We start from the raw sequence: 19,980 nt of genomic DNA, 5'->3' as shown, positions 1-19,980 counted from the left end.
ATTTACATAGACACAGTGGGCGTGGCGCGAGCGACGATAGCCTCAACATTCACCCCGCGTGGCAAGGTGCCATACACGCGACCAGACGACTCACCAAGACGACTGGCAATAAACCCATCACTCACCGCCCCATTCCCCGCCTCCAGCAATAGCTTGGCCTGCAATGCCAGCGCAATATCCTCGGTCAACTGCCGCGCACGGTACTGAATATCCTGGGTATCCATAAACGCCGACTTCAACTGCTCGATATGCCGCGCCAGACGCTTGTCACCATGCCCATCCCCCAGTTCGACAAACAACGCTTCCAACACGCCCGGCTCTTTGGACAGGGCCCGCAGCACGTCCAGGCACTGCACATTGCCGGAACCTTCCCACGTCGAATTCACCGGCGCCTCACGGTACAGGCGCGGCAGGATGCTGTCCTCGACATACCCGGCACCGCCCATGCACTCGGCCGCTTCATTGATCATGGCCGGGGCACGCTTGCAGATCCAATATTTGCCCACCGCCGTCACCAATCGAGCGAACTTGGCTTCTTGTTCATCCCCCAAGTGGTCCAGGGCGCGACCCATGCGCATGCTCAACGCCAACGCGGCTTCGCTTTCCAGGGCCAGGTCGGCCAGCACGTTTTGCATCAACGGTTGCTCGCTGAGTACACGGCCACCTACCGAACGGTGAGCACAATGATGGCTGGCCTGGGTCAACGCCTGGCGCATCAAGGCGCTGGAGCCGACCATGCAGTCGAAGCGGGTCATGGCGACCATTTCGATAATGGTCGGTACGCCACGGCCTTCTTCGCCGATCATCCAGGCCAGGGCGCCACGGAACTCCACTTCGCTGGAGGCGTTGGAGCAATTGCCGAGCTTGTTTTTAAGGCGCTGGATGTAGAACTCGTTGCGCGTGTCATCCGGGCGATGCCGGGGCAGCAGGAAGCACGTGAGGCCTTTGTCAGTCTGGGCCAGGGTCAAGAACGCATCACACATGGGCGCCGAGCAGAACCATTTATGGCCCACCAGCTCATAGGCTTGGCCCGGCCCGCCAGCACCCACCGGGTAGGCACGGGTGGTGTTGGCGCGCACATCGGTGCCGCCTTGCTTCTCGGTCATGGCCATGCCGATAGTGGCACCGCTTTTATAAGCAATGCCGACATTGCGCGGGTCGTAGTGCGTGCTGAGGATTTTCGGCAGCCAGGTATCAGCAAGGTCTGGTTGCAGGCGCAGGGCCGGCACGCAGGCAAAGGTCATGGTCAGCGGGCACCCGGTGCCGGCTTCGGCTTGGCTATGCAGATAGGTCAAGGCGGCGCGCGCCACATGGGCGCCGGGTTGCGGATGGGCCCAGGGCAGCGACGGCAGGCCGTGCTCGACGGCGGTGCGCATCAACTCATGATAGGCCGGATGAAACTCCACCAGGTCGATACGATGGCCGTAACGGTCATGGCTGCTGAACACCGGTTTGTTCTGGTTCGCCAGGAACCCGGCCTCCATCAGCGGCCCGCCGGCCAGTGCACCGTAAGCCTCCAGGCGCCCTTCGGCCCAGCCCGCGCCAAAGCGCCGCGCCCAATCTTGAAGGGGCACGTCAATGCGGTAAAGGTTGGTGCCGTCCAGGGACGGGGGCTGGTTGGTGACGTCGTGGGTTTCGGCGAACTGATGCAGGTTCATGACGGGCCTCCTGGAAAAAGGCCGCATTCAGTTGAGGCCCGAATTTCAGTTAAGCACCGTCACCCGGCTTAAAAAAGTGACATACGCGCCTAATGTCCGGCGCTTTCGCCCTCTATCGAGCACAGCAAGCGGCGCTCCAGCACGGCTTGCAACGCGTCGAAACGCACCGGTTTGGCCAAGCGGTCAGTAACGCCAATACCGTGGCAGTGTTCACGCTCCGACACCGTCAGCGACGAACTCAAGGCAATCACCGGCAACTCGCCGCAGCCCGGCAACGCACGGATCTGACAGCACAACGAGAAGCCGCCTTCAGGTATGTCCAATAACACTGCGTCGAATCTTTCCGCCTGCAAGGCCGCCAGTGCGTTGGGGCCGCTGTCTGCGGCTTTCACCCGGTACCCGAGCTTGAGCAACATGCCGCGCACCACTAATTGGCTGACGCTGCTGTCATCGACCAACAGCACTGCGCAGTCCTGGGGGGCGCGCTGCTGGTCGAGCGCCTGCTTAGGCTCCGGCGGTACAGGGCTGGCCTCCATTTCCAGCTGGAAACGGCTGCCCTTGTGCGGCTCAGAATGATGGGTGAGGCGCCCGCCCAGCAGTTCGATCAGTTGTCGGCAGATGGCCAGGCCGATTCCCAGCCCGCCGTATTCGCGGGTGGTGGAGCCATCGAGTTGGAAGAAACGTTGGTACAGGGTCGCTTCATCGAGGTACGCAAAGCCGATACCGGTATCGGTCACAATAAAACTCAGGCGCAGGCCACCATCACTTTGGGGCACGCCCACAACGCGCAGGCGCACAGAACCTTCGTGGGTGAACTTGAAGGCATTGTCCAAGAGGCAGTCGAGGCACTGCGTCAGCTTGTCGGCATCGCCAATCATGCGATCCGGCAGCTCAACGGCGACATCGATGGAAAACTCCAGGCCCTTGCTTTGAGCGCTGGCGGTGAACTGCTGGCGCAGGGTATGGAGCACACCGCGCAGGCTGAACACCTGAGGCTGGGCACTCAGACGCGCGGCCTGTAATTCGGTGAGGGTGAGGATGCCATTGACCATGCGCATCATGTCCCGGGCCGAACCGGCGGCGGTTTGCTGGTACTGCGCAAGGTCAGTGTCCAGGGGCACGGTCTGCATCAGTTCGAGGGAGCCAATCACCCCGTTCATGGGCGTACGCAGTTCGTGGGTCAAGGTGGCGAGGAACTCATCCTTGAGCCGGTTACTGCGGGCCAGCTGCTGGTTGAGCACTTCCAGTTTCTGGCTGGCGTCAAACAGGATCTGCGCCTGTTGCTCGCGCATGCTGTTGATGCGGTCTGCCAGGGCCAGGGACAGCAATGCGACTTCGATGGCCGAACCGATCTGGCTGGCGTACATGGTGAGGAACACGTTGGGCAGGTAACCCAGCACCATCAACGTATTGACCACCCCGCCCAGCAAAAACGCCGACCAGGCAATGATGAAATACCGCGCCATGCGCTGGCCACACAGCCAGGCCTTGATGGCGGCAATGAAGATGGTCACGGTAAACACCAGCGCCAGCCCGGTGGCCAGACGCAGGGCCACCGCGTAGCTGGTCAGCAGGGCCAGGGCCATCACCACTGCGCCACAGGCCGCCAGGGCCAGCAGAATGCGATCAAGCCAACGACTGTGCTGCGCGGTGTGCAGGAAGCTGCGGGCGAACAGGCTGCCGAACAGCGCCGCCGAACCGATCAGGAACGGCACCGCCGCGTTCGTCCACCAAGGGTTATTGGGCCAGAAGTACTCGGTGGCAACGCCGTTGACTGAGAGCTGGTAGAGACCAAACGAGGCGATATAGAAGATGTAATAGAGGTAGCTGGTGTCGCGCACGCTTAGGTAGATGAACAGGTTGTAGATCAGCATCCCCAGCAATACGCCGTAGATCGCGCCCAGCACATACAGGCGCAGGGGCTGCTCTTCGAGGTAGGCAGTGCCGGCCCAGAGGGTCAATGGCGCCTGGATGGAGCCTTGGCTTTGCAGGCGCAGGTAAACCGTTTCTTGCTGATTGGGTACGAAGTTGAGCTTGAACAGGTAATTGCTCTGACGCACCTCACGGCTGGAAAAAGGTAACGCGCTGCCGGTGCGGGTAGCCAGCCGATAGGTGCCCGTGCCGTCATTTTGGTACAGGTCCAAATGATTCAACGGCGGGTAGGCCAGCTCCAGAAACCACGTGCGTGGTGCACGAGGGTCTTTGGCCATGTAATGCAGATCGACTTTGAGCCAGAACACCGAGCGCGAATAGCCGGCGTTAAGGGTGGCTTTGTCATGGGGTTTGAATTGCCCGGCATACGTGGGGGAACTGACTTCGGCGATGGTGAGGGCGTCAGTCGGGTCTTCGAGCACTTGCATGACTCGGCCCAGCGGCAGGCTGCGCGTGTTCTGGTCGAACTCGACGGCGCTGGCGAGCATCGGCAGCCCGCACAACAATAAAATCAGCAAATAGCGCATAGAGCCCCAGCGTGGCCTGCCCGGTCATGTCAAAAAGCCCCCCATTCCTTTTGAGAAGACGTAAACCGGCAATACAGTTAATGGTGGTTTGGATCCACTCTAGCATAGCCACTAAAGGCTATTGGACACCATCGAAATAATTTTTTGAAAGGCTCTAGATCGGGGCTTTCAGCGCTTTTAACCACCCCTGAAAAGCGCCAGAAAAGCGTCACCCCACACGTAAAATTCAACCATCGCCAGACATCCACGCAAAAAGCGTTTGGTGGTAAGCTCGCGCACCATGAATATCTACAGCTCTCGCCCCGTTGTTCTATGTCTCTCCGGCCATGATCCCAGTGGTGGCGCCGGCTTGCAGGCAGATATCGAAGCCCTGCTCGCCCAGGGCTGCCATGCGGCTCCGGCCGTCACCGCGCTGACCGTGCAAAACACGGTCAATGTCAGCGATTTCCGCGTACTCGACCGCGAGTGGGTACTGGCCCAGGCCAACGCCGTGCTTGGCGATTCCGAAGTGGCGGCGGTCAAGCTGGGCATGCTCGGCTCCACCGCGATGGTCGACACCGTGGTCGAGCTGCTGCAGGCGCACCCGCACTTGCCGGTGGTGTGCGACCCGGTGCTGCGCGCCGGTGGCGGTGGCAGCCTGGGCAAGGATGAAGTCGGTTATGCGATGCGTGAGCGGTTGTTCCCGCTGTCGCTGATCGCCACGCCGAACCTGCCAGAGGCGCGCATCCTCGCCGAGCTGCCCGAAGGCACGGCGGACGAATGCGCCGCCAAGCTGCTGCCGTTCATCAAGCACCTGCTGATCACCGGTGGCCATGGCGACGAGCACGAAGTGCACAACCGTCTCTACAGCCGCGATGGCACGCAGCAGACCTTTACCTGCCAGCGCCTGCCCGGCAGCTATCACGGTTCAGGCTGCACGCTGGCCAGCGCACTGGCCGGTCGCATCGCCCAAGGCGAAGGCCTGGTGAGCGCGGTGCAATCGGCGCTCAACTACACTTGGCGCACCCTGCGCGACGCCGAACAACTCGGCCAGGGCCAGTTTGTGCCGCGCCGATTGCCGCTGGATTTCTGCTCGTAAGACTTTAAGAGGCCTGCCCGATGAAACTACGTGGCCTTTACGCCATTACCGACAGCCAACTGTTGTCCGGCAAATTCCTCGCCTACGTCGAAGCGGCGTTGGACGGTGGCTTGACCCTGCTGCAATACCGTGACAAGAGCGGCGACGAAGCCCGGCGCCTGCGTGAAGCCGAGAAGCTGCGAGAACTGTGCTCACGCTATAAAACCCAGCTGATCATCAACGACGACGCCGAATTGGCCGCGCGCCTGGGCGTCGGCGTGCACCTGGGCCAGACCGACGGCCCATTGACCCCAGCCCGTGCGCTGCTGGGTTCCAAGGCGATCATCGGCGCCACTTGCCACAGCCAGATCGAACTGGCCGAGCAAGCTGCCAAAGAAGGCGCCAGTTATGTCGCGTTCGGTCGCTTCTTCAATTCAAACACCAAGCCTGGCGCCCCGGCTGCCACCGTCGAGATGCTGGCCCAGGCCCGTGCGCGGTTGCAGCTGCCAATCTGTGTGATCGGCGGCGTCACCCTGGAGAACGCCGAGCCGCTGGTGGCCCATGGTGCTGACTTGCTGGCGGTGGTCCACGGCCTGTTTGGCGCCGACAGCACCCAGGAAGTCACGCGTCGTGCCCGCGCCTTTAACGACCTTCTTAAGATTTGATTTTAGAGAGCCTCCTCATGTCCCGTTCAGAAACCCTGTTTGCCAATGCCCAGAAACACATCCCCGGCGGTGTGAACTCCCCCGTGCGTGCGTTCAAGAGCGTGGGCGGCACGCCGTTGTTCTTCAAGCACGCCGAAGGCGCCTATGTCACCGACGAAGATGACAAACGCTACGTTGACTACGTGGGTTCCTGGGGGCCGATGATCCTCGGCCACAGCCACCCGGACGTGCTGGACGCGGTACGCAAGCAGCTGGAACATGGCCTGTCCTACGGCGCCCCGACCGCTATGGAAACCGAAATGGCGGACCTGGTCTGCTCAATCGTGCCATCCATGGAAATGGTACGCATGGTCAGCTCCGGCACCGAAGCCACCATGAGCGCGATCCGTTTGGCCCGTGGTTTCACCGGCCGCGACAGCATCATCAAGTTCGAAGGCTGCTACCACGGTCACTCCGACAGCCTGCTGGTCAAGGCCGGCTCCGGCCTGCTGACCCAAGGCGTGCCAAGCTCGGCGGGTGTACCGGCCGCCTTTGCCAAACACACCCTGACCCTGCCGTTCAATGACATCGCAGCCGTCGAGCAGATGCTCAATGAAGTGGGTCAGGACGTGGCGTGCATCATCGTCGAACCCGTGGCCGGCAACATGAACTGCGTACCGCCGGCGCCGGGCTTCCTCGAAGGCCTGCGCGAGCAGTGCGACAAGCACGGCGTGGTGCTGATTTTCGACGAAGTGATGACTGGCTTCCGCGTGGCCCTCGGTGGCGCCCAGGCACACTACGGCGTCACGCCAGACCTGAGCACCTTCGGCAAGATCATCGGTGGCGGCATGCCGGTGGGCTGCTTTGGCGGCAAGCGCGAGATCATGCATCACATCGCGCCGCTGGGCCCGGTGTACCAGGCGGGCACGTTGTCGGGTAACCCGCTGGCCATGGCTGCCGGCCTGACCACCCTGCGCCTGATCAGCCGCCCGGGGTTCCACGCCGAGCTGACCGACTACACCACCCGCCTGCTGGATGGCCTGCAACAACGCGCCGACGCGGCCGGTATCCCGTTTGTTACAACCCAGGCGGGCGGCATGTTTGGCCTGTACTTCAGCGGCGCCGACGATATTGTCACCTTTGATGACGTGATGGGCAGCGATGCCGACCTGTTCAAGCGCTTCTTCCACCTGATGCTGGAAGGCGGCGTGTACCTGGCGCCAAGCGCGTTCGAAGCCGGTTTCACGTCGATCGCCCATGGTGAAGCTGAATTGAAGCTGACCCTCGATGCCGCCGAGCGCGCGTTCGCCGCACTGAAGTAAAAAGGCTGCAAAAATCAGACACCGCGCCGAACGGTGTCTGATTTGCTACTTTGCTGACAGAGATTTCCGAGTTTTTTCGAGAAATCACCTGCAATCCGGCAGATAAGTTGCCCAACCAGCAGAAAAACGAGTAAAGACTTTGTAAGCAGAGGCCTGCTTATTTCATAATGCGCGCTTATTGGACCCCCCGAGGGTCCGCGTGCCCCGTCAGAGGTAAGTCGATTCCCATGAAACGCACCGGCCGCACCCTGGTTCTGGGCTGCCTGTTGCTCCTTCAGCCGCTGCTGGCACATGCACAAGCAGGCGGCAACTCGTTGTTAATCCCAGCGATGGGTCGTTGCACCCTCAATACCCAGCCAGACAGCCAGGCCGAAGCCTTGAGCGCGTGCCAGAAACAGGCCGACGGCGGGGATGCGCAGGCGCAATACGAGTTGGGCGAGTACTACCACGACGCTAAAAACCCCGCCCGCGACCTCAACAAAGCGTTGAGCTACTTCGAAAAAGCCTCGTTGCAGGGCCACGCCGAAGCTCAATTCAAGCTGGGCACCATGTTTTTCCATGGCGAAGGCGTGCCGGCCAATAACGTTCAGGCGTATATCGTGCTGAAGATGGCGGCGGTCAATGGTGCAGAGGATGCGCTGGATACGGCCGATGAAGTGGCCGAGCATATGCAGCGGGATGAATTGGAAGTGGCGACCCAGGTGCTGGGGCAGATTTTTCGTAACTATTTGCAGGAATTGCAGAGTGCGGATGGGCGTTCGCCGTTCTCACCCTTGCCTTGAATACAGCTAAACCCTTCTACCGCTATCGCAGGCAAGCCAGCTCCCACATTTTGATTTGTGAACACAATCGAATGTGAGAGCTGGCTTGTCGGGTCGCCGCATCGCTGCGATGGGCACACTACTGTCTTAAGCCCTACTTCTCAGGCATAGGCATCGGAAACGGCATCACATTGCTCACGCCCCGAGCCTCGCTGATCTTCGGCGTCCCCAAACGCTCCACCTCATCAATGCGCACAATCGAATGCATCGGCACAAAACTGCGCACCACACCTTCGAACTGCGCCTTGAGCTTCTCTTCGCCCGGGTCGACGACCAACTGAGTGCGCTCGCCAAAGACGAACTCTTCCACTTCCAGAAACCCCCACAGATCGCTCTGATAGATCTGCTTGGCGTACATTTCGAACACCTGGCCCTGGTTGAGGAAAATCACCTTATAGATTGGAGCTTCACGTTTGGTCATGGTGGGCGGATAACACATCGGGGATATAAAAGAGGGCGCGAACTATAGCATGGCACCCGATGCACAACGCTAGGAACCAATGGGCATGCCCCCTATAATGCGCGGTTCTTTACCACCAGTTGACGATCCCCATGGCCAAGAAGCTTTACATCGAAACCCACGGTTGCCAGATGAACGAGTACGACAGCTCGCGCATGGTCGATCTGCTGGGCGAACATCAGGCCCTGGAAGTCACCGCCCGCGCCGAAGATGCCGACGTGATCCTGCTCAATACCTGCTCGATCCGCGAGCGGGCCCAGGACCGTGTGTACTCCCAGCTGGGCCGCTGGCGTGAATTGAAACTGGCCAACCCGGAGATGGTGATTGCCGTCGGCGGTTGCGTGGCCAGCCAGGAAGGCGCCGCGATCCGCGACCGTGCGCCCTATGTCGACGTGGTCTTCGGCCCGCAGACCCTGCACCGCTTGCCGGAAATGATCGACGCCGCCCGCGCCACCAAGCTGCCGCAAGTCGACGTGTCATTTCCTGAAATCGAAAAATTCGACCATTTGCCCGAGCCCCGCATCGACGGGCCGAGCGCCTATGTGTCTGTGATGGAAGGTTGCAGCAAGTACTGCACCTTCTGCGTGGTGCCCTACACACGTGGTGAAGAGGTCAGTCGGCCATTTGACGACGTGCTGTCAGAAATCATCCACCTGGCCGAAAACGGCGTACGCGAAGTGACCCTGCTGGGCCAGAACGTCAACGGCTATCGCGGCCAGACCCATGACGGGCGTCTCGCTGACCTGGCGGAGCTGATTCGCGTGGTGGCTGCGGTGGACGGTATCGAGCGCATTCGCTACACCACGTCCCACCCGCTGGAGTTTTCCGACAGCCTGATCCAGGCCCACGCCGAAGTGCCGGAGCTGGTCAAACACCTGCACTTGCCGGTGCAGTCGGGCTCGGACCGCATCCTGGCGGCAATGAAGCGCAACCACACGGCCCTGGAGTACAAATCCAAACTGCGCAAATTGCGTGCGGCGGTGCCGGGTATCTGCATCAGTTCGGACTTTATCGTGGGTTTCCCTGGCGAAACCGAGAAAGACTTCGAGCAGACCATGAAGCTGATTGAAGACGTCGGTTTCGACTTCTCCTACTCGTTCGTCTACAGCCAGCGCCCCGGCACCCCGGCCGCCGACCTGCTGGACGAAACCCCGGAAGCGCTGAAAAAAGAGCGCCTCAACGCGCTGCAACACCGGTTGAACCAACAGGGTTTCGAGATCAGCCGACAAATGGTCGGTTCGGTGCAGCGCATCCTGGTCACCGACTACTCGAAGAAAGACCCGGGCGAGTTGCAGGGCCGTACCGAGAACAACCGGATCGTCAACTTCCGTTGCGACAACCCGACTCTGATCGGCCAGTTTGCCGATGTGCACATCGATGCGGCCCAACCGCACTCGTTGCGCGGGTCGTTGATCATCTGATCTCACAACCCGGCAGACAAATGAAGATCAAATGTGGGAGCTGGCTTGCCTGCGATAGCGGTGTAACAGCCAGCATCTATTTTGGATGTGCCGGCCTCATCGCAGGCAAGCCAGCTCCCACAGGAGTTCTTCATTGTTATTGAGAACAAGGCCAGCCCATTTAAGTGCTTTCGCACACCGGCGGCTGGCGTTATTCTCTATTTCACTTAAACAGCCAAAGGGCGGCTAAAAGCGACCTTGAACGCACCCACAGTAGAACCCCATCGTTTTCTCCTCGAGCCGTTTGAGGCTCGCCGTTTCGCCAACCTGTGCGGACAGTTCGACGAGCACCTGCGCCTGATCGAACAACGCCTGGGCATCGAGATCCGCAATCGCGGCAATCAGTTCGAGCTTATTGGTGAGACCCAATCCACTCAATCCGCAGAAAACCTGCTGCGCCGCCTCTACCGCGAAACCAAGGGTAGCGAACTGTCGCCAGAAACCGTGCACCTGTATTTGCAGGAATCGGCGGTGGAAGACTTGGCCAACAACCCAGTGGCCGAAGCCAGCGTGGCCCTGCGTACCAAAAAAGGCATGATTCGCCCAAAGGGCTTGAATCAGCAGAAGTACGTCAAGGCAATCCTCGGTAACGATATCAACTTCGGCATCGGCCCCGCCGGTACCGGCAAGACCTACCTGGCCGTTGCCTGTGCAGTGGATGCCCTTGAGCGCGAGCAAGTGCGCCGCATCCTGCTGGTGCGCCCGGCAGTCGAAGCGGGCGAAAAGCTCGGTTTCCTGCCCGGCGACCTCGCACAAAAGATCGACCCGTACCTGCGCCCGCTCTACGACGCGCTTTACGAGATGCTTGGCTTTGAATACGTGGCCAAGCTGATCGAGCGTCAGGTGATCGAGATCGCCCCGTTGGCCTACATGCGCGGTCGCACCTTGAGCAACAGTTTCATCATCCTCGACGAAAGCCAGAACACCACGGTCGAGCAGATGAAGATGTTCCTGACCCGCATCGGGTTCGGCTCCACGGCCATTATCACCGGTGACATTACCCAGGTTGACCTGCCCAAGGGCACGAAATCGGGTTTGAGCCATGTGATTGAAGTGCTTAAGGACGTGCCGGGCATCAGCTTCACGCACTTCTCGCCCAAGGATGTGGTCCGCCACCCGCTGGTGCAGCGTATTGTCGAGGCCTATGAGCGCTTCGAACACCGTGACGATGGTTTGTCCAAGGACGCTCGCCGCGATGCTTGAGCTCGACCTGCAGATGGCCACCGAAGCGCCCGCCCCCAGTGAAGAGCAGTTCCGCCAATGGTGCGCCCTGGCACTGCGCCAGCGCACCGCGGACTCGGAACTGACCATTCGCCTGGTGGACGAGCCCGAAGGCCGCGAACTGAACCACACCTGGCGCCAGAAAGACTACGCGACCAACGTGCTGTCCTTCCCCGCTGACGTACCCGATGAGTTACTGGATATTCCCTTGCTGGGTGATCTGGTCATCTGTGTCGAGGTGGTCGAGCGCGAGGCGAGGGAACAAGGCAAGGAACTTGAGGCCCATTGGGCCCATCTAGTCATCCACGGCTGCTTGCATCTCTTGGGTTACGACCATATAGACGATGACGAAGCCGAAGAGATGGAAACACTGGAACAAACGTTGCTTGCAGAATTGGGTCATCCAGACCCTTACGCAGATGACGAAAACTAAGACACTCAACTGAAACAACAAAGGATTTAGAGTAATCGCTATGAGCGAAGACCGATCGAGCAACGGGCAGAAGTCATGGCTGGGTAAACTGACCCAGGCTTTTGCCCACGAGCCGAAAAACCGCCAGGAGCTGCTTGAGCTCTTGCGCGAGGCCCATCAGAACAAGTTGCTGGACAGCGAAGCGCTGGCCATCGTCGAGGGCGCCATCCAGGTGGCTGACCTGCAAGTACGGGACATCATGGTCCCGCGCTCGCAGATGATCAGCATCAAGGCGACCCAGACTCCACGGGAATTCCTCCCGGCCGTGATCGACTCGGCGCACTCGCGCTACCCGGTGATCGGTGAAAGCCATGACGACGTCATGGGCGTCCTGCTGGCCAAGGACCTGCTGCCGCTGATCCTCAAAGAGAATGGCGACAGCTTCAACATCAAGGACCTGCTGCGTCCTGCCACTTTCGTGCCCGAATCCAAGCGCCTGAATGTGTTGCTGCGTGAATTTCGCGCCAACCACAATCACATGGCCATTGTGATCGACGAATACGGCGGCGTGGCCGGCCTGGTCACGATTGAAGACGTGCTGGAACAGATCGTCGGCGACATCGAAGACGAACACGACGTCGAAGAAGACAGCTACATCAAGCCACTGCCCAGCGGTGACTTCCTGGTCAAGGCCCTCACGCCGATCGAGAACTTCAACGAGTTCTTCGACAGCGAATTCTCCGACGATGAGTTCGACACGGTCGGTGGCCTGGTGATGAGTGCGTTCGGGCATCTGCCAAAACGTAACGAAACCACCGAGATTGGTGCTTATCGCTTCCGCATTCTCAATGCGGACAGCCGTCGTATCCACTTGATCCGCCTGACCCCAATCGCCCGTTAAGGACTGAAATGCGCCGTCTCACCGCTCCCGGCTGGCCCGGTAATCTGCTGGCCGTGGTGGCCGGTGCTATCACCACCCTGGCGCTAGCGCCGTTCGACTTGTGGCCGTTTGCACTGGTGGCCGTCGGATTGTTCTATATCGGGCTGCGGGAACTGAGCCCACGCCAGGCCTTGGGCCGTGGCTGGTGTTTTGGTTTCGGCCTGTTTGGTGCCGGTACCAGTTGGATCTACTACAGCATCCACCACTTCGGCGGCGCTTCGGTGCTGCTGGCGGGGTTCCTGATGCTGTTGTTCACCGCCGCCATCGCCTGGTTCTTCGCCCTGCCCGCCTGGTTGTGGGCGCGCTGGCTGCGTCGCAATGAGGCACCGTTGGCGGATGCGCTGACCTTCGCTGCCCTGTGGGTGGGCCAGGAAGCGTTTCGTGGCTGGTTCCTGACCGGCTTCCCTTGGTTGTACTCCGGCTACAGCCAACTTGATGGCCCACTGACTGGCCTCGCGCCACTGGGCGGGATGTGGCTGATCTCCTTTGCCCTGGCGCTGACGGCGGCCTTGCTGTGCAACCTGCCGCGTCTGTTGGCGGGCAAGCGCAACGCATTCATCGGTGCGGCCCTGGTGCTGCTGGTTGCGCCATGGGTCATTGGCCTGGCACTCAAGCACCACGCCTGGACCGCCCCTTCCGGCGCCCCACTGACCGTGGCCGCGATCCAGGGCAACATCGAGCAAAGCATGAAGTGGGACCCGGAACAGCTCAATGCGCAACTCGCGCTGTACCGCGACATGAGCTTCAGTTCCAAACCGGTTGACCTGCTGGTATGGCCAGAAACGGCAGTGCCTGTGCTCAAGGAATCGGTGGAAGGCTACCTGGGCATGATGGGCAAATTCGCCGCCGACCGGCATACCGCGCTGATCACTGGCGTGCCGATCCGCCAGGAAGTGCATCACCAGAAGCGCTACTTCAATGGCATCACCGTATTGGGTGAAGGCGATGGCACTTACCTCAAGCAAAAACTGGTGCCGTTCGGCGAGTACGTACCGTTGCAAGACATGCTGCGCGGCTTGATCGCCTTCTTCGACCTGCCCATGTCCGACTTCGCCCGCGGCCCTGCGGACCAGCCGATGCTGCAAGCCAAGGGCTATCAAATTGCGCCATTCATTTGCTACGAGGTGGTGTACCCGGAATTCGCCGCCGGCCTGTCGGCCCAGAGTGACCTGCTGCTGACCATCAGCAACGACACCTGGTTCGGCCGCTCCATCGGCCCGCTGCAGCACCTGCAAATGGCGCAGATGCGTGCACTGGAAGCCGGCCGCTGGATGATTCGCGCCACCAACAATGGCGTGACCGGGTTGATCAACCCGTTTGGGCAGATCACTGCGCAGATTCCGCAGTTCGAACGCGGGATTCTTTATGGTGAAGTGGTGCCGATGCACAACCTCACGCCGTACCTGCAATGGCGGTCGTGGCCGTTGATTATTGTGTGTTTGGCATTGTTTGGCTGGGCGCTGCTCGCATCGCGCATGTCCAAAACTGTCTAACAGACCAACACAAAACCACATGTGGGAGGGGGCTTGCTCCCGATGAGGGCGTGTCAGTGATACATCTTTGACTGACACCCCGCCATCGGGAGCAAGCCCCCTCCCACATTTGCCCTGCGGCGTTACTTATAAAAGAGTCGGTAACCCACCTGCCCCACCGCTTCATTGATCAACTGCCCGCTGCGCCAAACCGATACGAACTCCGGCATCCAACCGCCCAGCGGCCGTGCGTTGTCCACGCCTAGGAAACCCACTGGCGCCGGTACAACGGTGAAGCCAGCCTGTTCAAAACTCCACACCGAACGCGGCATATGCCAAGCCTGCGTCACCACCACTACGCGCTTGATGCCCTGGGGCAATAGAATCTCAGCACTCATCTGCGCGTTTTCCCAGGTGGTGCGGCTGCGCTCCTCTTTCCAGCGCACGGTCACGCCGAAGTCGTCCTGCATCGATACCGCCATCAACTCTGCCTCGCTGGGTGGCGTACCGTAATGCAAACCCCCGGTGGTCAGCACCGGCAGGCCAGACGCCTTGGCCAATCGCGCAGCATAACGCTCACGTTCAAGGCCTACGCCGGTGGGCTGGTCAGTACCCCACGCCGGGTCGCCGCGCTCACGGCCCGAGCCCAATACAACAATGGCGTCGGCGCGCTGGGCGAGCGTTGCCCAGTCTTCTCGGGCCAACGCAGGCTCTGTCTCCAGGGCACGCGCGCCCCACTCCACCATGACCGGCAGGCTCATCAACCCCATGCCGCCAAAGCCAAGGGCAAAGCACAATGCTGCCAAGCGCGGCCGACTGCGGCGAAACCACCAGGCAAGCGCCAGCATCAGCAAGAGGATGCCGGGCGGCAAGAGCAATTGTTTGATGAAATAACGAATAGGCATCGGGCATCTCCATTGATGCCCGAAGCCTAAGGTGTAACGGGGTTTAGCGACAATCTTTACAGTGACATGGTGCTGTTCAGGGGGGAGTGAATTACTTGTAGCGGGCGGACCGGAGCTTTTCCGGGCCACGACCGGCCGACAAATCCTTGAGCCACACCACCTTGGCTGAGTGCGTAGGCTCCTGGATTGGCGGGGTTGCCACCCAGGGAGACGCACCGCGCCCATTGCGTTCCAGATAAGCCTTGATCAGTTCCAGCTCTGCGCGACTCAAGCCACGCAGTTCCAACTCCACAGGCCGCTCATCACGCAATCGGCCTGCCGTTCTGGCTGCATCCAATGCACGACCCAATCGGTCGATCAGTCCTTCGTAGATTTGCGGTTTCGTTGCCATTCGCTGCGATTCAACCATCCCCTCACCTCATTGAAGAAAGACTTGCTCCCCAATAAACAGCGTAGTCCCCATGGCTGCGCGCGCCTGATGCCGCGACAGACGGCCCATGCCGTGTAATCAGGGTTTCCCTCGATAGAGTGGGGTCATGTATGCTACGGCGCTTCCTGTAACTCCACTTCCCGCAGGGTTTGGGCACGGACGCGCCGCTTTTTGGTGTCGATCAACCCGAGCACTGCACCGAAGAGGATTAGGCCACCCCTATTCAGTTCAAAAGTAGCCATGCACGAACAATATCAGCCCCGTGAAATCGAAAATGCCGCCCAAACCTTCTGGGACGAGCAAAAGTCCTTTGAAGTCAGTGAACAGCCAGGCAAGGAGACTTTCTACTGCCTATCGATGTTCCCTTACCCCAGCGGCAAGCTACACATGGGGCATGTGCGCAACTACACCATCGGCGACGTGATTTCCCGCTACCAGCGCATGCAAGGCAAGAACGTCCTGCAACCCATGGGTTGGGACGCCTTCGGCATGCCGGCAGAAAACGCCGCGATGAAAAACAACGTAGCGCCCGCCAAGTGGACCTACGAAAACATCGCCTACATGAAGACCCAGCTGCGCAGCCTGGGCCTGGCGGTGGACTGGTCCCGCGAAGTGACCACCTGCAAGCCGGACTACTACCGCTGGGAACAATGGCTGTTCACTCGTCTGTTCGAAAAAGGCGTGATCTACAAAAAAAGCGGCACCGTAAACTGGGACCCGATCGACCAAACCGTACTGGCTAACGAGCAAGTGATCGACGGCCGCGGCTGGCGTTCCGGCGCGCTGATCGAAAAGCGCGAAATCCCGATGTACTACTTCAAGATCACGGCCTACGCCGATGAGCTGCTGTCGAGCCTCGACGACCTGCCGGGCTGGCCTGAACAGGTCAAGACCATGCAGCGCAACTGGATCGGCAAATCCAAGGGTATGGAAGTGCAGTTCCCGTACAACGTCGATTCCATCGGCGTGGCGGGTGAGCTGAAAGTCTTCACTACCCGCCCCGACACTTTGATGGGCGCGACTTACGTCGCCGTGGCCGCCGAGCACCCGCTGGCCACCCAAGCCGCACAGAACAACCCTGAGCTGCAGGCGTTCATCGCCGAATGCAAAGGCGGCAGCGTGGCCGAAGCCGACGTCGCCACTCAAGAGAAAAAAGGCCTGCCGACCGGCCTGTTTGTTGAGCACCCACTGACGGGCGAAAAGTTGCCGGTATGGGTCGCCAACTACGTGCTGATGCACTACGGCGATGGCGCTGTAATGGCAGTGCCGGCCCACGACGAGCGCGATTTTGAATTCGCCGTCAAATACAGCCTGCCGATCAAGTCCGTGGTGCGCACCAGCTCCGGTGACACCAACCCGGCGCCTTGGCAGGACGCCTACAACGAACACGGCACCCTGATCAATTCCGGCGAGTTCGACGGCCTGGACTTCCAGGGCGCCTTCGACGCCATTGAAGTCGCGCTGATCAAGAAGAACCTGGGCGCCTCGCGCACCCAGTTCCGCCTGCGCGACTGGGGCATCAGCCGCCAGCGCTACTGGGGCTGCCCGATCCCGATCATCCACTGCGAAAGCTGTGGCGATGTGCCCGTGCCAGAAGACCAATTGCCGGTCGTGCTGCCAGAAGACGTAGTGCCGGACGGCGCAGGCTCGCCATTGGCGCGCATGCCCGAGTTCTACGAATGCAGCTGCCCGAAATGCGGCCAGCCTGCCAAGCGTGAAACCGACACCATGGACACCTTCGTCGAGTCCTCGTGGTACTACGCCCGCTATGCCTCGCCGCATTACGAGGGTGGCCTGGTCGAAAAATCCGCAGCTGACCATTGGCTGCCGGTAGACCAGTACATCGGCGGTATCGAACACGCCATCCTTCACCTGCTGTACGCACGCTTCTTCCACAAGCTGATGCGTGACGAAGGCCTGGTGAGCTCCGACGAGCCGTTCAAGAACCTGCTGACCCAAGGCATGGTGGTCGCCGAGACTTACTATCGCCGCGAAGCCAACGGTGCCTTCACCTGGTTTAACCCTGCCGATGTCGAGCTTGAGCGCGACAGCAAAGCCAAGGTTATCAGCGCCAAGCTGATCGCCGACGGCCTGCCGGTAGAGATCGGCGGCACCGAGAAGATGGCCAAGTCCAAGAACAACGGCGTTGACCCTCAATCGATGATCGACCAGTTCGGCGCCGACACCTGCCGCCTGTTCATGATGTTCGCTTCGCCACCAGACATGAGCGCCGAATGGTCCGACTCCGGCGTCGAAGGCTCGCACCGCTTCCTCAAGCGCGTCTGGCGCCTGGCCCACGCTCACATCAGCCAGGGCCTGCCGGGCACACCTGACGTAGCCGGCCTGGCTGACGAGCAGAAAGTCATTCGCCGCAGCATCCACCTGGCCATCAAGCAAGCCAGCCAGGACGTGGGCCAGAACCACAAGTTCAACACCGCCATCGCCCAAGTGATGACGCTGATGAACGTGCTGGAAAAAGCCCCGCAAGTGACTGAGCAAGATCGTGCGCTGATTCAGGAAGGCCTGGAAACGGTCACCCTGCTGCTGGCGCCAATCACGCCGCACATCAGCCATGACCTGTGGAACCGCCTGGGCCACACCGGCGCCGTTATCGACGCCCGCTGGCCGGTACAGGATGACAGCGCCCTGGTTCAGGACACGCTGCAACTGGTGATCCAGGTCAACGGCAAACTGCGTGGCCAGATCGACATGCCTGCCAGCGCTACCCGTGAAGAAGTCGAAGCCGTCGCACGCGTCAATGAGAACGTGCTGCGCTTCACCGAAGGCCTGACGATCCGCAAAGTGATCGTGGTGCCTGGCAAACTGGTCAATATCGTCGCTAGCTAATCGGATCGGGCGTGGGGCTCAAGCCCCGCGCCGAACAAAGCCTTCAGGGCCTCGATAAGGCCCACATGGTTTCAAGGGGAGCAACAAAATGATCAAACGCAACCTGTTGGTTATGGGTCTGGCCGTCATGCTGAGCGCTTGCGGCTTCCAGCTGCGCGGCACCGGCACCAACGAACTGGCGATCAAGGAACTGGACGTCAGCGCCCGCGACGCCTACAGCGAAACCGTGACCCAGCTGCGCCAGGTACTTGAGAACAGCGGTGTTCACGTTTACACCGGCGCGAGCTACAAGCTGTTCCTGGCAAACGAGAAACTAAGCCAGCGCAACCTGAGCTACGCCAGTGCCGGCCGTGCGTCTGATATCGAACTGAGCACCGTGCTGAGCTTCGAAATCCAGGGCCGCGACCACCTGCCGCTGATGAGTGACAATATCCAGGTGCAGAAAGTCGTCAGCCATGACGGCAACAACCTGGTGGGCTCGGACACCGAAATACTGCAAGTGCGCAAAGAAATGCGTCGTGAACTGGTGCAACGCATGGTCCTGCGCCTGTCGATGCTGACGCCTGAGCAACTGGCAACCTTGCAGCAGCGTGCTGACGACAAGGCCAAGGCTGACGCCGATGCGGCGAAAGCGGCTAAAGAGTACGAAGACAACACGCCGAAACAATCGCCTGTTGAAGTCCCTGTCGAGTAAGCCAGACGGGGCGCCCCAAGCGCCCCGTTTACCCCGCCTATGAAACTCGCCCCCGCCCAACTCGCCAAACACCTGCAAGGCGCCCTTGCGCCTGTCTATATCGTCAGTGGGGATGACCCGCTGCTGTGCCAGGAAGCCGCCGACGCTATTCGCATCGCCGCACGCCAGCAAGGTTTCGATGAGCGCCAGGTGTTCGCTGCCGACGCCAGTTTCGACTGGGGGACGCTGCTGCAAGCCGGTGCGAGCATGTCGCTGTTTGCCGAAAAACGCCTGCTGGAACTGCGCCTGCCTTCGGGCAAGCCAGGCGACAAGGGCGCGGCCGCCTTGATGGAATACTGCTCGCGCCCCGCCGAAGACACGGTGCTGTTGATCAGCCTACCCAAGCTCGACGGCAGTGCGCAGAAAACCAAGTGGGGCAAAGCCCTGGTGGAAGGCGGGCAAACCCAGTTCATCCAGATCTGGCCGGTGGACAGCAACCAGTTGCCGCAATGGATTCGTCAGCGCCTGTCCCAATCGGGGTTGTCGGCCACCCAGGACGCGGTAGAGTTGATCGCTGCCCGGGTCGAGGGCAACTTGCTTGCCGCCGCCCAGGAAATCGAAAAACTCAAGCTGATGGCCGAAGACGGGCAGATCACCGTCGAAACCGTCCAAGGCGCAGTGGCTGACAGTGCACGTTTTGATGTGTTCGGGCTGGTGGATGCGATCCTCAACGGCGAGCCCGCCCACGCCCTGCGCATGCTTGTAGGCCTGCGCGGCGAAGGCGTGGAGCCGCCGGTGATCCTATGGGCCCTGGCCCGTGAGCTGCGGGTACTGGCCAATATTGCGTTGCAATACAGCCAGGGCACGCCGCTGGATAAATGCTTCAGCCAGGCCCGACCACCGGTCTGGGACAAGCGCAAACCCTTGATGAGCAAAGCCCTGCAACGACACTCGGCGCAACGCTGGGCGCAACTGTTGCTGGAAGCGCAGCGCATTGATGCGCAGATCAAGGGTCAGGCGGCGGGCTCGCCGTGGATGAGCTTGAGCCGTTTGTCGTTATTGATGGCCGGGCAGCGGCTGACTCTGCCTGCCGAATAAAATCGTCCAGACAATGCATTTCCCTGTGGGAGCTGGCTTGCCTGCGATAGCGGTGGGCCAGCTTGCATCTATTGCACTGACACACCTCAATCGCAGGCAAG

At 60.5% G+C, this 19,980-nt stretch carries 17 protein-coding genes; 12 read left to right on the top strand and 5 right to left on the bottom strand.

Features of this window, described 5'->3' with window-relative positions:
- Positions 1 to 2: 2 nt before the first annotated feature.
- The gene (locus ICY20_RS23090; RefSeq protein WP_194938668.1) at positions 3 to 1,658 is read right to left on the bottom strand and encodes an acyl-CoA dehydrogenase family protein; all 1,656 of its coding nucleotides are present in this window, start codon (positions 1,656 to 1,658) and stop codon (positions 3 to 5) included.
- An 89-nt stretch (positions 1,659 to 1,747) separates the two neighbouring features.
- On the bottom strand, positions 1,748 to 4,117 hold the full coding sequence (locus ICY20_RS23085) for a hybrid sensor histidine kinase/response regulator (RefSeq protein WP_194938667.1): 2,370 nt from the start codon (positions 4,115 to 4,117) through the stop codon (positions 1,748 to 1,750).
- Positions 4,118 to 4,397: 280 nt separating this feature from the next.
- Between ICY20_RS23085 and ICY20_RS23080 the strand changes: the two genes are divergently transcribed.
- The 4 genes from ICY20_RS23080 to ICY20_RS23065 all read left to right on the top strand — a co-directional run bounded on the left by ICY20_RS23080 (position 4,398) and on the right by ICY20_RS23065 (position 7,922).
- On the top strand, positions 4,398 to 5,195 hold the full coding sequence (locus ICY20_RS23080) for a hydroxymethylpyrimidine/phosphomethylpyrimidine kinase (protein ID WP_194938666.1): 798 nt from the start codon (positions 4,398 to 4,400) through the stop codon (positions 5,193 to 5,195).
- Positions 5,196 to 5,215: 20 nt separating this feature from the next.
- Positions 5,216 to 5,839 carry a thiamine phosphate synthase gene (gene thiE / locus ICY20_RS23075; protein WP_194938665.1) on the top strand — a complete coding sequence of 208 codons (624 nt, stop codon included), beginning with the start codon at positions 5,216 to 5,218 and terminating at the stop codon, positions 5,837 to 5,839.
- Between the two features lie 17 nt (positions 5,840 to 5,856).
- Positions 5,857 to 7,140, top strand: a complete 1,284-nt coding sequence (gene hemL, locus ICY20_RS23070; RefSeq protein WP_159955966.1) for a glutamate-1-semialdehyde 2,1-aminomutase — start codon at positions 5,857 to 5,859, stop codon at positions 7,138 to 7,140.
- A gap of 227 nt (positions 7,141 to 7,367) precedes the next feature.
- Positions 7,368 to 7,922 (top strand): tetratricopeptide repeat protein, encoded by a 555-nt coding sequence (locus tag ICY20_RS23065; protein ID WP_159955964.1) that lies wholly within the window; start codon positions 7,368 to 7,370, stop codon positions 7,920 to 7,922.
- A gap of 133 nt (positions 7,923 to 8,055) precedes the next feature.
- Here the strand turns inward: ICY20_RS23065 and ICY20_RS23060 are convergent, their stop codons facing one another.
- Positions 8,056 to 8,382: a DUF1820 family protein gene (locus ICY20_RS23060; protein ID WP_003236992.1), complete on the bottom strand. Its 327-nt coding sequence runs from the start codon at positions 8,380 to 8,382 to the stop codon at positions 8,056 to 8,058.
- A 131-nt stretch (positions 8,383 to 8,513) separates the two neighbouring features.
- Between ICY20_RS23060 and miaB the strand changes: the two genes are divergently transcribed.
- The 5 genes from miaB to lnt all read left to right on the top strand — a co-directional run bounded on the left by miaB (position 8,514) and on the right by lnt (position 13,947).
- Positions 8,514 to 9,842 carry a tRNA (N6-isopentenyl adenosine(37)-C2)-methylthiotransferase MiaB gene (gene miaB, locus ICY20_RS23055; protein ID WP_159955962.1) on the top strand — a complete coding sequence of 443 codons (1,329 nt, stop codon included), beginning with the start codon at positions 8,514 to 8,516 and terminating at the stop codon, positions 9,840 to 9,842.
- 237 nt (positions 9,843 to 10,079) lie between these two features.
- The gene (locus ICY20_RS23050) at positions 10,080 to 11,084 is read left to right on the top strand and encodes a PhoH family protein (RefSeq protein ID WP_159955960.1); all 1,005 of its coding nucleotides are present in this window, start codon (positions 10,080 to 10,082) and stop codon (positions 11,082 to 11,084) included.
- Positions 11,077 to 11,535, top strand: a complete 459-nt coding sequence (gene ybeY, locus ICY20_RS23045; protein WP_159955958.1) for an rRNA maturation RNase YbeY — start codon at positions 11,077 to 11,079, stop codon at positions 11,533 to 11,535. The genes ICY20_RS23050 and ybeY overlap by 8 nt, the downstream gene beginning before the upstream one ends.
- A 40-nt stretch (positions 11,536 to 11,575) precedes the next feature.
- Positions 11,576 to 12,415 (top strand): HlyC/CorC family transporter, encoded by an 840-nt coding sequence (locus ICY20_RS23040; protein ID WP_005791724.1) that lies wholly within the window; start codon positions 11,576 to 11,578, stop codon positions 12,413 to 12,415.
- An 8-nt stretch (positions 12,416 to 12,423) separates the two neighbouring features.
- Entirely contained in the window at positions 12,424 to 13,947 is a 1,524-nt protein-coding gene (gene lnt, locus ICY20_RS23035; RefSeq protein WP_194938664.1) for an apolipoprotein N-acyltransferase, read from the top strand.
- A 122-nt stretch (positions 13,948 to 14,069) separates the two neighbouring features.
- Here lnt and ICY20_RS23030 read toward each other — a convergent pair whose 3' ends face one another.
- Positions 14,070 to 14,831, bottom strand: a complete 762-nt coding sequence (locus ICY20_RS23030; RefSeq protein ID WP_194938663.1) for a YdcF family protein — start codon at positions 14,829 to 14,831, stop codon at positions 14,070 to 14,072.
- A 91-nt stretch (positions 14,832 to 14,922) separates the two neighbouring features.
- Positions 14,923 to 15,240 (bottom strand): hypothetical protein, encoded by a 318-nt coding sequence (locus ICY20_RS23025; protein ID WP_194938662.1) that lies wholly within the window; start codon positions 15,238 to 15,240, stop codon positions 14,923 to 14,925.
- 261 nt (positions 15,241 to 15,501) lie between these two features.
- Here ICY20_RS23025 and leuS point away from each other — a divergent pair, with 261 nt between their 5' ends.
- The 3 genes from leuS (at position 15,502) to holA (ending at position 19,879) form a co-directional block, all read left to right on the top strand.
- Positions 15,502 to 18,108 carry a leucine--tRNA ligase gene (gene leuS, locus ICY20_RS23020; protein WP_194938661.1) on the top strand — a complete coding sequence of 869 codons (2,607 nt, stop codon included), beginning with the start codon at positions 15,502 to 15,504 and terminating at the stop codon, positions 18,106 to 18,108.
- Positions 18,109 to 18,196: 88 nt separating this feature from the next.
- A complete protein-coding gene (locus ICY20_RS23015; protein ID WP_194938660.1) occupies positions 18,197 to 18,802 on the top strand; it encodes an LPS-assembly lipoprotein LptE in 606 nt (201 codons plus the stop codon).
- A gap of 39 nt (positions 18,803 to 18,841) precedes the next feature.
- Positions 18,842 to 19,879: a DNA polymerase III subunit delta gene (gene holA, locus ICY20_RS23010; protein ID WP_194938659.1), complete on the top strand. Its 1,038-nt coding sequence runs from the start codon at positions 18,842 to 18,844 to the stop codon at positions 19,877 to 19,879.
- Positions 19,880 to 19,980: the final 101 nt, after the last annotated feature.

This window comes from Pseudomonas pisciculturae, assembly GCF_015461805.1.
In the GTDB taxonomy this organism is placed as follows: domain Bacteria; phylum Pseudomonadota; class Gammaproteobacteria; order Pseudomonadales; family Pseudomonadaceae; genus Aquipseudomonas; species Aquipseudomonas pisciculturae.
This window is presented reverse-complemented; position numbering and strand designations above follow the sequence as displayed.